Below are 13,877 nucleotides of genomic sequence, written 5' to 3' on the forward strand. Positions count from 1 at the left end.
GGTAGCACCAGAAGTACAACAATAGCGACAACACTAGCAAGTTTGTGTACATTTGTACACAAACCACGTGAGGAATTTATGAGCAGACCACCGAACGATCCGCATCGACGGGAGAAGATCCTGCAGGCAACGCTCGATACCATCGCCGAGCACGGTATTCACGCCGTCACGCACCGTAAAATCGCCACCTGCGCGGGCGTGCCGCTGGGGTCGATGACCTACTATTTCGACGGCATGGAGCCGCTGCTGGAGGAGGCCTTCACGTGGTTTACCCGGCAGATGTCGCAGCAGTACCGGGATTTCTTCGCTGGCGTCACCGGGCCGGAAATGGCGTGCGAATCCATCACCACGCTGATCCACAGCTCGCAGGTGACCACGCCGCACAACATGGCGCTGATGTATCAGCTCTACGCCTTTATGCACCGCAGCGCGGCGCTGAAAACGGTGATGCAGGACTGGATGAAGATGAGCCAGACCACGCTCGAACAGTGGTTCGACCCGGTCACCACCCGCGCGCTGGACGCGTTTATCGAAGGGATGACGCTGCACTATGTCACCGACCGGGCGCCGTTAACCCGGGAGGAGATTCGGACGATGGTGGGGAGAATTGCGGGCGAGGGCGGCCGCTAGGTTGCGCCCGCGGTCATATTGACGGTAGTTCCCGTGATGGCGCCTGCCGCATCTGAGGCCAGAAACGTAATTGTGTCTGCCACCTGTGCCAGCGTTGGCAGGCGATGCGTCAGGGTACTTTGCGCGGCACCGCCGAGAAATTGCTCAACCGTGATCCCCATCGCCTGCGCCTTAGCGGTGAAAATGGCACCCACATACGAACCCGCCTGCACCGCATCGGCTATCGCGTGCGAACGCACGCACAGCACGCGAATATTGTGTATCCCCAGCTCAGCCGCAAGCGCTCGGGTCAAGGCTTCCGTTCCCGCGCAGCCGACGATATGCCCGAGGTGGCCCGCCATCGTCATGTTGGCGGCGGGCGCGACGACGGTAATTATGGTCCCGCCATGCTCGCCGCCCATGCGGGGCGACGCGGCTTTTGCAATGTTAAAGTACGCGGCCAGGAAGGGGGCGAAACCCTGCCTGAACTCGCCGAGCGTTAACGACTCAAGGCGTTTGCCCTGATCGTGCATAAAGCCCGTGGCGTTGACGACGACATCAATGCGGGCAAGGTCCGGGAGCTGCGAGGAATCATCGAGCGCATCGAATATAAACGTGCTGGCGGACCCTCCCGCGGCGCGAATACGGCTGGCGACCTGCTCCAGCCTGGCGTGGTCGCGTGCGGCGAGGTATACATCCGCCCCTTTACGCGCCAGAGCGTGCGCCACTGAACTGCCGATGGCACCGCTGCCGCCGAAGATGACGGCAGTTTTGTTTTTCAAGCCCATACCTGCATACCCTCATCAGGATCAACCTCAGAAGTATGTGCCGGGTTTCGGCTGATGCAACCTGTCCGGCGGGTGGGGTATGCGGCTGGCAGGCCTTACTGCGCCATTATCAACGGGTTACTTTGGCGAGATTTTTTTGCCGCTGGCGTCCACGACGGCTTCGCCATCCTCTTTCGTAAACGCCCCTTTCTGCGCATCCGGCAGGATGTCGAGGACGATTTCAGACGGGCGGCACAGGCGGGTGCCCAGCGGCGTCACCACGATCGGACGGTTAATCAGGATAGGATGTTGCAGCATAAAATCGATAAGCTGATCGTCGGTGAACTTATCGTCGGCAAGGCCCAGCTGTTCATAGGGCTCCACGTTTTTACGCAGCAGATCCCGCACCGAAATGCCCATCTCGGCAATCAGGGCGGTCAGCTTATCGCGCGACGGCGGGGTTTCCAGATAAAGGATAATCTCTGGCTCCGTGCCGCTGTTGCGGATCATCTCCAGCGTGTTGCGCGAGGTTCCGCAGGCCGGGTTGTGGTAAATGGTGATGTGGCTCATATCAGTGGCTCATTACAGTGTGAAGGAGAGACGTAGCGCCAGCGCGGCGAGCGTCACAAACAGGACCGGCAGCGTCATAATGATGCCCGTCCGGAAATAGTAGCCCCAGGTAATCGTCATGTTCTTCTGCGCCAGCACGTGGAGCCAGAGCAGGGTGGCGAGGCTACCGATAGGCGTGATTTTCGGCCCCAGGTCGCAGCCAATCACGTTGGCGTAAATCATCGCTTCCTTAATCAGTCCCGTCGCCGTGCTGCCATCAATGGAGAGCGCGCCAATCAGCACCGTGGGCATATTGTTCATTATGGATGACAGGAACGCGGTGATGAACCCGGTCCCCAGCGTGGTGGCCCACAGCCCGTGTCCGGCCAGACTGTTCAGTACGCCTGAGAGATATTCCGTCAGCCCGGCATTGCGCAGGCCATACACCACCAGATACATCCCCAGCGAGAAGATGACGATTTGCCACGGTGCGCCGCGCAGCACTTTTCCGGTGTTTATCGCATGTCCGCGCTTTGCGACAGCGAATAAAATCAGCGCGCCGACGGTCGCGATGGCGCTGACCGGAATGCCGAGAGGTTCAAGCACAAAGAAACCGACGAGCAGAAGGAGCAGGACGAGCCAGCCCGTTCTGAACGTCGGGAGATCGTGAATGGCCCGCGCGGGCTCGCGGAGTTTTGCCAGGTCATATTCCGGGGGGATTTCCTTGCGGAAGAAGAGATGCAGCATCACCAGCGTTGCGGCAATCGCGGCGATATCTACCGGGATCATCACCGAGGCGTATTCGCTGAACCCCAGCTTAAAGAAGTCTGCCGATACGATGTTGACCAGGTTGGACACAATCAGCGGCTGGCTGGCGGTATCGGCGATAAAACCCGCAGCCATCACAAACGCCAGCGTGGCCTGCTTGCTGAACCCCAGCGCAAGCAGCATGGCGATAACGATAGGCGTCAGGATCAGCGCCGCACCGTCATTGGCAAACAGCGCCGCCACGGCTGCACCCAGCAGCACGATATACGTAAACAGCAATCGCCCGCGACCGTTCCCCCAGCGGGCAACGTGCAGCGCCGCCCACTCGAAAAAGCCGGACTCATCCAGCAGCAGGCTGATGATGATGACGGCGATAAATGTTGCCGTGGCGTTCCAGACGATATTCCACACCACCGGAATATCGTTAATGTCAATTACGCCGCTGGCCAGCGCCAGCGCGGCGCCAATGCTGGCGCTCCAGCCGATACTGAGCCCTTTGGGCTGCCAGATGACCAGTACCAGCGTAAACAGAAAAATAGCCCCTGCCAGAAACATTTTTTACTCCATTATATCTGTTTTCGTGAATGTGATGCGATCAGCACGAGCCTGAAAGTCGGTTTTTAAGCTTCATGCGCATCTCTTCCCGCAGGCAGTTCCAGCTGTTGTCGATAACGGCTGCCGCCCACGCAGGCATGTTGGGAGAGAGACGGTAATGGACCCATTTCCCTTCACGGCGATCGATAACCAGCCCGGACTCGCGCAGCAACGCCATGTGGCGGGAGACCTTCGGCTGCGACTCGGTGGTTGCGGCGCAGAGATCGCAGACGCACAGTTCGCCCGCTTCACGGAGCAGCATGACGATGGCGAGCCGCGTTTCGTCGGAGAGGGTTTTGAAGAGCTGGAGCGGGTGGAGCATGGGAGTTCCTGATAGCGTGTTTTTATATGCGTTTAATCATATGTGTTTTAATGGCGGGAGAGAAGGTGAAATTGAGTAAGGGGAATTTCAGGCAACAAAAAACCCATTCATGTAAATCCCTCCCATATGGCATCCTGCGGTTTGAGAACGCAGTGCATGTCTATGGTGCATGGATTCGCATGATCCAAAAATGATCGCAACCGGTTGGGGTCGCCAGAACTGGCGCGCTTTCCGGACTGTCATGCACCTGCATGAAAACCAGTACACAAAGCGGGTAGGCATGGCGGAGATACGAGTGCGCTTAAGCATCTTGATATTCAAGATTTGGTTGAGTATCTTTTTAGTTCGAATCTAAAATGTAATATAAAATGGAGCTATTATGATTGGTCCTGGATACGTTGTCGTTGTTGGTGCAATAAATGCAGGTTCGATTCAATTTTTAGGAACAGGATTTTTTATTTCTAATAACCAAATAATTACATCTCGTCATGTGATTAATGGTTTTTCATCAAACCTCGTGATTTCCGTACCTGATATAAATGAATTTAATAGTTACCAGGACACCAGTGTTAATATGTGCCAATGTGTCCCCGCTGAGATTGTCGACGAGGATCCAATAAAAGATTTGTGTGTATTAAAACTTAAAGGTGCAAGTTTTAGTGGCCCAAACCTTAAGCTTTCTTCTTTTGATAGTGTTGGTGTGGGCGAGAATGTCGGTATTTTAGGCTACCCTCACTGCAGTGAGGGTAGAAAGATATTGACGTTCCAAACAGCAATGATTGGTGCTAAGGTGCTTCTTTCAAGCAGCAATATGAAGTCTAAGCATGCAGTTATAAACATTCAAACTAGACCTGGTCAATCAGGTTCAATAGTATTCAATTTAAAAGATAACTCAGTAATAGGTGTGTTGGTCGGTGCTTATGCAAACAATTCTGTAGGTTCTGTATTTGTTGGGGGGGTTAACCCTGCGGAGCTACATCAAACAACCTATGCAGTTTCTGCAGAATATATTAAGGATATGTTATGATTATTATACCAAATGAAGATGCAGAGGCTTGGTTATCTACTTTAAAAAAATATCAATCTTCATCTATTAGAACTTTTCTAGAAAGTGGTGATGAAGAAAAGGCTCTTGAGCTATGGCTGACTGCATCAGGCCCAAGTTCAGTATCGCAATTTGGTGGTGATAATTCAAAAATACCTGGGCGGAAAGCTTTTGTTGAGCAGTTTAAATTAGAATTTAAGGCTTTTTTGTGTGGCGGTGATAAATATACTCAGGAGAGAGAAGGGCTAGGAGCATTGACTGGTGATTTTAAAACCTATCTTGTAGGAGTGATATCTTCGGCCATTGCAGTTTCTTTGGGTTCAACAGCAGCACTGATTGCCCCTGCTGTAGTAATTATGCTGATTGCTGTGTCAAAAATGGGAGTTAATGCATGGTGTTCATTGGGACCAACTACATAATGTTAAAAAAACGCCCTTTTAGGGCGTTTTTTTATAAATCATCATGCTGAATTTGAATGATTTTCATGTCTCACCACTCATTAACTTCCATTATTCTTTTTCGGAGTGGTATTAGCTCATTTCTAACAAAAACACGACTGGCCTTCTCCACATCACCAAACCCTCCAACATTACTCGGCATGATCCCCATCATCTGCGGCGGAACGCGGTGAGCAGCCATCATGTCATCCCGGCTGATATTCTTGATATTCAGAAACTCATCCTTTGCCGCGACCTCTGACAACGGGATGATCTGAATCCCGTCTTTTTTACCGTTAGGCAAGTACATAAATAGGTTGCAGAAGTTGCCCGGACCTGTGGCGCTTTTCATCGCCTGGCGGATATTGTTCACGTCCTCCTGGTTCTGCGCGGCGTCGGTCATGTACATGATGAAACCCGCGTGGCTGCCGCTGATGTAGTACTTCCGGCGGAACAGCGTAGCAGACTCGTTGAGTAGGGCTGAGGGGATGGCGGACAGGTATTCAGGCAGGCCGTAAATCTCCTGGTTTAAGTCCGGCTCTATCAGGTGAAAAATGCTGCCTTTGGTGAACTCATATGGCTGTGTGGTCATGCTGTATTGCACAAACCAGTAGGTGTCGAGGTCGATCCCACGGCGGGTGTATTTCGCCAGCGACGGTTCCAACGCCAGAATGCTGCCGAGCCTGTTCGTTTCTCAAGATAGGCGTTGCCAAACACCAGATAATCCTGCACAAAGCGGCTGAATGCCTGTTGGCTCAGTAGTGGGTGTGGGATAAATGTGATGGTCAGGATGTTGCGCTTCACGGCAATCGGCGAGCTGTGATGTAGGGCGGCGCGGCAGGTACGGGCCAGGCCGTCAAAACTCATGGGTGGTTCATACCACCTGTCCATCTGTACGCATTCCACGTAATCCAGCAGCTCGCGGCGATCCAGCACGGGGATCGGGTCGCCAAAACTGAACGCTTCAGCAGTAGCGCCGCCGCTGTGTTGTACTTTGTGCTTATTCACTGCACGACGGTTCTTAATCTTGCCCATCAAAAAATTTCCACAATGTTGCTGGTATTGGCGGCTTCGCCCTGCAGCGGTTCGTTAAACAGTGCGTGCATCGTTGCCCAGACCAAATCTGCGTGGCTGGCTTCTTCGCTGCGACTGGCTTCGTAGGTGGGGCGGTTGCCGCTGGCGGTTGTGGCCCGGCGGATTGCCATAAAGGACTGCGCAATGTCGGTGTGCCCGGCGTCAAACTCCAGGCGGCGGTGGCTGATAATGTCGTAGGCCTTAAGCACCAGGGCGTTTTTGACGTTGGGGTTTTAGACAAACTCCCGCACGGCAGGAAAGAACGCTTTCACGTTCTCATAAACACAGTGACCGACGCCGGTTGAGTCGATGCCGATATAGGTCACGTTGTACTGCTGCGTCAGCTGTTTGATGGCGTCAGCCTGGGCGCGGAAGTCCATACCGCGCCACTGGTGACGCTCCAGAATGCGGAACTTGCCGCCCGGCACGGCTGGTGCTGCCATGACTACACAACCTGCGCTGTCACCGTTCTGTGTCCCTTTTGCGGGGTCATAGCCGATCCAGACCTCGCGCCAGCCAAACGGGCGCAACGTCAGCGCCTGAAAATCGGTCCAGACTTCCAAGCTGTCCACCATGCAGGCCTGCAGTTCGCTGAGCGGGAATACCGACGCCAGGTCGTCAATAAATTCGCACATGAGCAGGTTTTCGTATTCGTCCGGGCTGTACTCCATGCGCAGCTGGTCCAGGTCGAACAGGTTACAGCCGCCGCACACCGCATCCTCCACGGTGACAATCTGGTTGTACTGTCCGTCCGGGCAGAGCACGCCGCGCGCAAGATTGCCGTGGGTCAGGTCAATGTCCACCTTGTCAGCTTTGCTGCGGTCCCGGTTGAACAGCGCACCGGACCAGAACGGATAGGCGCTGTGCGTCAGGCTGGACGGCGTGGAGAAATACGTTTGTCGCCATTTCTTGTGAATGGCCATACCGGAGGCAACCTTGCGCAGCTCCTGGAATTTCGGGACCCAGAAATATTCATCAAGGTACAGATTGCCGTGGTAGCTCTGCGCCGTGCGGGTGTTGGTGCCGAGAAAGTATAGGCACGCCCCGTTACTGAGCGTCATCGGGTCGCCTTTCAGCTCCACATGAACCTCTTTGGCAAAGTCGACACGATCATTGCGTGTCAGGAGCGAGACAGTGAACAAGCCGCAGTCCTTACGCAACGCCCTGAATAAATCGGTGGCGTATGTCCGTGACAACCCGGACAAACTGCACCTTTTTGTTGATAACGGTTCGCTGGTCGCAACCGGCGCCCGTTCAATGTCATGGGAATATCGCTACACCCTGAACGTGGTGATTGAAGATTTTAGCGGCAACCAGAATTTAGTGATGGCGCCCGTGCTGCTCTGGTTAATGACCAATCAACCGGACGCCATCAACAACCCGGAGCTGCGCGAAAAACTTTTTACCTTTGACGTCGATATCCTGAGCAACGATCTGTGTGATCTCAGCCTCAATCTGCAGCTCACGGAGCGCGTGATTGTCAGCACAGATGGCACCGTATCGAGCGTTGAAGCGGTGCCGGAACCAGACGTACCCGAAGAAATGTGGACGGTGAAACGTGGATGACCTGCAGAGGGTGGATGACTGGCTGGCGGCCCTGCTGGCGAATCTGGAACCGGCAGCCCGCAACCGTATGATGCGACAACTGGCGCAGGAGCTGCGTCGGTCGCAACAGCAAAACATCAGGCTGCAGCGCAATCCAGACGGCACAGCCTTTAAGCCGCGCCGGATGACGGCCAGAAGTAAAAAGGGGCGCATCAAGCGCCAGATGTTCGCCAAATTGCGCACCACTAAATACCTGAAAACCGCAGCCACTGCGAACTCTGCCACCGTGCAGTTTGATGGGAAAGTCCAGCGCATCGCCCGTGTTCACCATTATGGCCTGCGTGATCGAGTCAGACGCAATGGCCCGGAGGTCCGCTACTCGCAGCGCCGTCTGCTGGGCGTGAATGATGGAGTAATGGAGGCCACAATGAATACATTATTACGCTGGTTAACTTAACTAAACTTTATGTATGTCAAGGCATTATTAGTCCATGAAGGGTTCCAAAATCTCACAAAGCTCAGCATCGTCGAGGACAATCCATCTGCAAAATGCTGAAAACTTAGCATCACGTCTTATCAAAACTTTAATTTTTTCAATGAGATATAGCTTTCGATCGATTGGAGTATCATCCTCATAATATTCAATGATGTTTCTGATAAGTTTTTGCGTTGTTTTTGTTATTTGTGAGCGTAATGCGGCTGATGTTAGTCTTTTATTTATCGTATGGTCACTGTTATATACTTTTTCGAGTAGATCGGCAGTGGTTATAGTTTTTTTATCATTAAATAGTGGTTCTACGGTTACTTTTTTAGCTCTTGCTGAAAATCCAGGTAGTAGCTTTATACGATTCCATACAACTTCGTTGCAGCAATCAAGTAGTTCATCATGCTTTGCTAGTTTTATATTATTGCAACGGCCGCAGGATAAATAGAGATTATCCCAGTCATAAGATTTTTCATCATCATTTTTCCTTGAGACGAAATGCTCAATATTTATATCTAAAGGATCTTTATTTTCACAAATGTAACATTTCCCAAAAAAACATTCCTGTAAGGCTTCATGTACGTCGGGGCCGTCATAACGTAATTTACGAGCCAATGATACTGGCGCAGGGTATGTTCTGTTAACTCTAAACATTATTTCTCCTGAGCATTTTCTTTTTTGAATTTGATGATTTGAAGTTTTGCAAAATCCACAAATGCGCTGGCCTCAGTGTCCATTGATTCTTCCGATGAAGCGAGCGACTGTATTATTTTTATGGCAGTTTCAATATTATTATTATCTAAGTCTTGTATGATTTTTTCGATTTCTTCTAACTTATCAGATAATACTATCGACATTGGGTTAACACCAAACAGCTCTTGCAGGATGATATTATTTGAATAAGACGATACATCAACTATTTGTTGATTGCTGGATAAATCATAGATCACGGCATCAGTAACAGAAGAAACCACAAAGGGTGAATGAGTTGTAACAATAAATTGAATTTTGGGGAAAGAATTACTAAAAAAACGTAGTATCTTTTTTTGAAGGGAAACATGTAAGTGGGCATCTATCTCATCTATGAAAACAATGCCTTCAATACTTTCAGGGGTCAGTTCCCACATTTCTATACGCATAATCAAATCCGCGTATATTCTTAATATTGAAGAATACCCGGACGAAAGCGTCTGAAAAGTAAATTTATCTTTCATGTCTTGATGAAGATAAAATTTTCCTTCAGTACTATCAAACCTTAGTTTGAGCTGTGTGTCCTCAAATAGACCTTGTAGATCCATTTCTATTTTATCAAACCAATTTTGAATTTTTTTTGCTTTTTCTTCATCCTTATCGAAAGAAATTGCGTAGCTTTGTGATGTTTTCAGACTAATCAAATAATTCTCAAAAATGTTGTCCCCATCTTTTTCATTAGAAAAGTGAGCATTCTCTTCGAATAAAGCAGAAAGCCTTGGCACATACTGCGGGGCAGTAATTGCTGCTTCTCTAAGAGCCTTGTGGAAACGAAGGAGAGAGCGAGTTTCTGCGCTATTATTTGAAAATGTTGTTATGTGGAAATTATCTAAGGCATGAAGTCTTTTTTTTATTTTTATAATTTCTTGTTGATACCATGAATAAGAGCTACTATCGCGACCTCCTATTCTAATTTGGGTTTCATGACTGCTAAGTTGTTGCTCAAGCTGCTGTCTGTTATTGTTTCTTGGTTGATCTAGCCCTTCCTTTAAATATTCGTAAATAGAATTTATAAAGCTGGTTTTACCACTACCGTTACCTCCGGTGATTATTAGATTTTTTCCGTTAAGGACGAGTTCGGCCTTTTTTTCGGTAAATGGGATAGGGATCGAAATTTCGTTTATTGCTGTAAGCATATTTCCTCTTGTGTAGTAGTTGATACAAACCGCTCAATGAAGAATATAAACCGAATTGAAATATAGTCCATCAAAAAGTGGAGCTTATGAACGCACAACTAACCGAAATTATGCGCCTTATCACCAATCTGATCCGCACCGGCACCGTAACCGAAGTGGACCGGGAAAACTGGCTGTGCCGGGTGAAAGTGGGCGAGCTTTAAACCAACTGGATTAACTGGCTGACATTGCGCGCAGGCGGTGCCCGTACATGGTGGTGCCCGTCGCCGGATGAGCAGGTGGTGGTGCTGAGTATGGGCGGCAATCTGGAAACCGCTTTTGCCTTACCTGCGATCTATTCCAATCAGTTCGCGCCGCCGTCGGACTCAGTGGACGGCTGCGTCACGGAATACCCGGACGGTGGATGGTTTGAATATGAGCCCGCGACCGGCCGCTGGCATGTGCGGGGTATCAAATCCATGGTGATCGAGGCGGCAGATAACATAACCCTGAAAACGGGGAGTTTGTGGTGGAAGCAAGTAACACGCGCATAAACAGCGAGGTGGTGATCAATGGTGGCGTCACCCAGGGCGGCGGCGCCATGAGTTCTAACGGGATCGTAGTCGATAAACACGGTCATACCGGCGTTAAGTCCGGCGGCGATACATCTGGAGGTCCTGTATGACGCTGTATATCGGTATGAATCAGGACAATGGCAAAGCCATTTCTGATGCGGACCATTTGCGGCAGTCGGTCAGGGATATTCTGCTGACTCCCCAGGGAAGCCGTATAGCACGCCGGGAATATGGTTCCCTGCTGTCAGCATTGATTGACCAGCCCCAGAACCCGGCGCTGCGCCTGCAGATTATGGCGGCTGTTTACGTATCGCTGATTCGCTGGGAGCCTCGGCTTACGCTGGATTCCATCACTATCAACAGCAGCTTTGACGGCTCCATGGTGGTCGAGCTAACTGGGAAGCGCAATAACGGCGCGCCTGTTTCTCTTTCGGTATCAACAGGAGCAGACAATGGCAGTCATTGACCTTTCCCAGCTCCCCGCGCCGCAAATCGTTGACGTGCCGGACTTTGAATCCCTGCTGGCTGAGCGTAAGGCCGCCTTTGTGGCCCTGTATCCGGCAGATGAACAGGACGCGGTGCGGCGCACGCTTGAGCTGGAATCTGAACCCATCACCAAACAACTGCAGGAAAACACGTACCGGGAAATCCTGCTGCGCCAGCGTATCAACGAGGCGGCGCAGGCGGTCATGGTGGCTTATGCCTTGGGCGGTGATCTCGATCAGATGGCGGCCAACTACAACGTGAAGCGGCTGACGGTTACACCTGCCGATAACGACGCGGTACCACCGGTCGCAGCGGTAATGGAAAGTGACGAGGCGTTGCGCCTGCGTGTTCCTGCTGCATTTGAGGGGGTGTCCGTTGCGGGACCAACGGCGGCTTATGAGTTTCACGCTAAAAGCACGGATGGGCGAGTCGCTGACGCCAGCGCAACCAGCCCGGCACCGGCGGAGGTGGTGCTTACGGTACTGAGCCGTGGGGGCGACGGAACGGCAGCGGCGGACCTGCTGGCGGTGGTTGAACAGGCGCTTAACAGTGAGAACGTGCGGCCGGTTGCTGACCGTCTGACGGTGCGCAGCGCTGAAATTATTCCGTACAGCGTGGATGCAACGATCTTTCTTTACCCGGGGCCAGAAGCTGAGCCGGTGATGGATAAGACACAAGCCGCTTCATGTACGGAATGGAGCGTAACCAACGGGGGAACGGATGAATAGTCTGCTTCCTCCTGGTTCATCGCCGCTTGAGCGCCGTCTTGCTCAGACCTGCAGCGGCATTTCCGATCTGCAAGTGCCGCTGCGGGATTTATGGAACCCGGCAACATGCCCGGTCAAGTTTCTGCCGTATCTGGCGTGGGCCTTTTCGGTTGATCGCTGGGACGAAGGATGGGCGGAGAGCGTGAAGCGCCGCGTGGTGCAGGATGCGTTCTATATCCATCAGCACAAGGGCACAACCAGCGCTGTGCGGCGTGTGGTGGAGCCGTTCGGCTTTCTAATCCGCATCATTGAATGGTGGCAGACCGGCGAGGCGCCGGGCACGTTTCGCCTGGATATTGGGGTGCAGGACCAGGGCATAACAGAGGAAACCTATCTGGAGCTGGAGCGCCTCATCGGTGACGCCAAACCTTGCAGCAGGCATCTGATCGGCATGTCCATAAATCTGCAGACAGGCGGACCATATTTTGTGGGGGCCGCCACTTACAGCGGCGAAGAAATCACGATTTACCCGTATATCAACGAAACCATCATTTCCGGCGGTTCTGCCTACGAGGGCGGCGCCGTCCATGTTATTGACACAATGAGAGTGAACCCATGAGCGCAAAATTTTATACCCTGCTGACGGATATCGGCGCGGCGAAACTGGCAAATGCCGCCGCTCTCGGTGTTCCGCTGAAAATTACACAGATGGCGGTGGGGGATGGCGGCGGCGTGCTGCCAACGCCAAACGCACAACAGACAAAGCTGGTCGGTGAAAAACGCCGTGCAGCTCTCAATATGCTTTATATCGATCCGCAGAACAGCAGCCAGGTGATCGCTGAGCAGGTGATACCCGAAACTGAGGGCGGTTGGTGGATTCGTGAGGTTGGTCTGTTTGATGAAAGCGGCGCGCTGATTGCTGTCGGTAACTGCCCGGAGAGCTACAAGCCGCAGCTGGCGGAGGGGAGCGGACGCACGCAGACCGTGCGCATGGTGCTGATTACAAGCAGTACCGATAATATCATCCTGATAATTGACCCCGCAGTGGTGCTGGCAACCCGCAAATACGTGGATGACAAGGTGCTGGAGTTGAAGGTGTATGTGGATGATTTGATGGCAAAGCATACCGCCGCCAGCGATCCCCATACGCAGTATGCGCAAAAAGCCAGTCCGACATTCACCGGCACGCCAAAAGCGCCGACGGCGGAGGCAGGCAATAATTCCACGCAGCTTGCCAATACGGTGTTTGTGCAAGCAGCAATTACTGCTCTGGTTGATTCTTCACCTGAAGCTTTGAACACACTTAATGAATTGGCTGAGGCTCTTGGCAATGATCCTAATTTTGCTACAACAGTAACTAATGCTCTGGCACGCAAACAACCTTTAGATTCAACATTATTAGATCTTAGTGGTAGAAATGCAGAGGGTATTCTTCAATATCTAGAATTCGCTGATGGTATTCCTGGTCGTTTGATTGGATGTTGTTCTTTTATAGCAAGTGGAATTTACACCCCTTCTTCTGTTCTTAACAATGTCCGGGTTTTTGTTACTGAAGGTGGTGGTTCGGGCACAGGAACGCCCGGAGCTGGATTTCGCGGTGCCGGAGGCGGTGGAACTGCAATAAAATATCTTTCCATTGATAAATTAAATTATCAAATAACAGTAGGTAAGGGCGGTATGGCGGGAAATGATGGTGGCCATAGTTCATTTGATAATTTAGTTACCGCAACCGGGGTGACGGTGTACAGGGAATAAATGGTGGCGTTGGAGAGGGGAGATATAAACATCATAGGTGGTTGCGGTAGTGATGCACCAGGAGACAGTACTTTGCCGACAGGTGGTGGAGGTTCAGGTCATGGGGGAGGAAGTTATTGGGGAGGATGGCCCCCAAGAAAAGAATTTGTCCCCCCCCGGGGCCCCTCCCAGAGGGGGGGGGGGGGCGCGGTGGCAGGCCTCCCCAAGGACCGCCATAAACAGCATCCCAACTGGTGCAGGCAGGCCAATCAGCTTGTGGCCGAGCATGCCCAGCATGTAGAGCAGCACCGCCAGC

The 13,877-nt window shown here is 51.9% G+C and carries 14 protein-coding genes and 6 pseudogenes; 11 read left to right on the plus strand and 9 right to left on the minus strand.

Going from position 1 to position 13,877, the window contains the following annotated elements; genetic code table 11:
• Positions 1-78 precede the first annotated feature (78 nt).
• Positions 79-630, plus strand: a complete 552-nt coding sequence (locus tag P346_RS06040) for a TetR/AcrR family transcriptional regulator (RefSeq protein WP_032661349.1) — start codon at positions 79-81, stop codon at positions 628-630.
• On the opposite strand, the gene P346_RS06035 is transcribed toward P346_RS06040, so the two are convergent.
• The 4 genes from P346_RS06035 to P346_RS06020 all read right to left on the minus strand — a co-directional run bounded on the left by P346_RS06035 (position 627) and on the right by P346_RS06020 (position 3,609).
• Entirely contained in the window at positions 627-1,397 is a 771-nt protein-coding gene (locus tag P346_RS06035) for an SDR family NAD(P)-dependent oxidoreductase (protein WP_032661351.1), read from the minus strand. The genes P346_RS06040 and P346_RS06035 overlap by 4 nt on opposite strands.
• Positions 1,398-1,514: 117 nt before the next feature.
• A complete protein-coding gene (gene arsC, locus P346_RS06030) occupies positions 1,515-1,946 on the minus strand; it encodes a glutaredoxin-dependent arsenate reductase (RefSeq protein ID WP_032661352.1) in 432 nt (143 codons plus the stop codon).
• Positions 1,947-1,958: 12 nt separating this feature from the next.
• Positions 1,959-3,248, minus strand: a complete 1,290-nt coding sequence (locus P346_RS06025; RefSeq protein ID WP_032661353.1) for an arsenic transporter — start codon at positions 3,246-3,248, stop codon at positions 1,959-1,961.
• Between the two features lie 40 nt (positions 3,249-3,288).
• On the minus strand, positions 3,289-3,609 hold the full coding sequence (locus P346_RS06020; RefSeq protein ID WP_032661355.1) for a metalloregulator ArsR/SmtB family transcription factor: 321 nt from the start codon (positions 3,607-3,609) through the stop codon (positions 3,289-3,291).
• Positions 3,610-3,988: 379 nt separating this feature from the next.
• On the opposite strand from P346_RS06020, the gene P346_RS22685 reads away from it, so the two are divergent.
• Together P346_RS22685 and P346_RS22690 are read left to right on the plus strand one after the other, a co-directional pair.
• Positions 3,989-4,636, plus strand: a complete 648-nt coding sequence (locus tag P346_RS22685; RefSeq protein ID WP_071995984.1) for a S1 family peptidase — start codon at positions 3,989-3,991, stop codon at positions 4,634-4,636.
• Entirely contained in the window at positions 4,633-5,073 is a 441-nt protein-coding gene (locus tag P346_RS22690) for a hypothetical protein (protein WP_071995985.1), read from the plus strand. The genes P346_RS22685 and P346_RS22690 overlap by 4 nt, the downstream gene beginning before the upstream one ends.
• Before the next feature lie 70 nt (positions 5,074-5,143).
• Here P346_RS22690 and P346_RS0121835 read toward each other — a convergent pair.
• Both P346_RS0121835 and P346_RS0121840 read right to left on the minus strand, forming a co-directional pair.
• Positions 5,144-6,126: pseudogene (locus tag P346_RS0121835) on the minus strand (phage portal protein).
• Positions 6,126-7,271: pseudogene (locus P346_RS0121840) on the minus strand (phage terminase large subunit family protein); the annotation flags it as partial. The pseudogenes P346_RS0121835 and P346_RS0121840, both read right to left, overlap by 1 nt.
• On the opposite strand from P346_RS0121840, the pseudogene P346_RS23600 reads away from it, so the two are divergent.
• The 3 genes and pseudogenes from P346_RS23600 to P346_RS06010 form a co-directional block, all read left to right on the plus strand.
• Positions 7,263-7,337 (plus strand): annotated as a pseudogene (locus P346_RS23600) (Rz1-like lysis system protein LysC); the annotation flags it as partial. The pseudogenes P346_RS0121840 and P346_RS23600 overlap by 9 nt on opposite strands.
• Positions 7,330-7,731, plus strand: a complete 402-nt coding sequence (locus P346_RS06015; protein WP_233456522.1) for a phage tail protein — start codon at positions 7,330-7,332, stop codon at positions 7,729-7,731. The pseudogene P346_RS23600 and the gene P346_RS06015, both read left to right, overlap by 8 nt.
• Positions 7,724-8,167 carry a phage virion morphogenesis protein gene (locus P346_RS06010; protein WP_032661368.1) on the plus strand — a complete coding sequence of 148 codons (444 nt, stop codon included), beginning with the start codon at positions 7,724-7,726 and terminating at the stop codon, positions 8,165-8,167. Before P346_RS06015 ends, P346_RS06010 begins: the two co-directional genes overlap by 8 nt.
• A gap of 27 nt (positions 8,168-8,194) precedes the next feature.
• On the opposite strand, the gene P346_RS06005 is transcribed toward P346_RS06010, so the two are convergent.
• Together P346_RS06005 and P346_RS06000 are read right to left on the minus strand one after the other, a co-directional pair.
• Positions 8,195-8,848, minus strand: coding sequence for an HNH endonuclease (locus tag P346_RS06005; RefSeq protein ID WP_032661370.1), 654 nt, complete (start codon positions 8,846-8,848; stop codon positions 8,195-8,197).
• Positions 8,848-10,080 (minus strand): AAA family ATPase, encoded by a 1,233-nt coding sequence (locus tag P346_RS06000; RefSeq protein ID WP_032661373.1) that lies wholly within the window; start codon positions 10,078-10,080, stop codon positions 8,848-8,850. Before P346_RS06000 ends, P346_RS06005 begins: the two co-directional genes overlap by 1 nt.
• 86 nt (positions 10,081-10,166) lie before the next feature.
• On the opposite strand from P346_RS06000, the pseudogene P346_RS0121845 reads away from it, so the two are divergent.
• The 5 genes and pseudogenes from P346_RS0121845 to P346_RS0121850 all read left to right on the plus strand — a co-directional run.
• Positions 10,167-10,744 (plus strand): annotated as a pseudogene (locus P346_RS0121845) (phage baseplate assembly protein V).
• Positions 10,741-11,100 (plus strand): GPW/gp25 family protein, encoded by a 360-nt coding sequence (locus P346_RS05995; RefSeq protein ID WP_032661376.1) that lies wholly within the window; start codon positions 10,741-10,743, stop codon positions 11,098-11,100. The pseudogene P346_RS0121845 and the gene P346_RS05995 overlap by 4 nt, the downstream one beginning before the upstream one ends.
• Complete coding sequence (locus P346_RS05990; RefSeq protein WP_032661379.1) at positions 11,087-11,848, plus strand: baseplate J/gp47 family protein; 762 nt, start codon at positions 11,087-11,089, stop codon at positions 11,846-11,848. Before P346_RS05995 ends, P346_RS05990 begins: the two co-directional genes overlap by 14 nt.
• The gene (locus P346_RS05985; RefSeq protein WP_032661382.1) at positions 11,841-12,446 is read left to right on the plus strand and encodes a phage tail protein I; all 606 of its coding nucleotides are present in this window, start codon (positions 11,841-11,843) and stop codon (positions 12,444-12,446) included. Before P346_RS05990 ends, P346_RS05985 begins: the two co-directional genes overlap by 8 nt.
• Positions 12,443-13,274: pseudogene (locus tag P346_RS0121850) on the plus strand (phage tail protein); the annotation flags it as partial. The gene P346_RS05985 and the pseudogene P346_RS0121850, both read left to right, overlap by 4 nt.
• Positions 13,275-13,696: 422 nt before the next feature.
• Here P346_RS0121850 and P346_RS23320 read toward each other — a convergent pair.
• A pseudogene (locus P346_RS23320) lies at positions 13,697-13,877 on the minus strand (malate permease); the annotation flags it as partial.

This window comes from Enterobacter sp. DC1 (genome assembly GCF_000568075.1).
GTDB lineage: Bacteria > Pseudomonadota > Gammaproteobacteria > Enterobacterales > Enterobacteriaceae > Enterobacter > Enterobacter asburiae.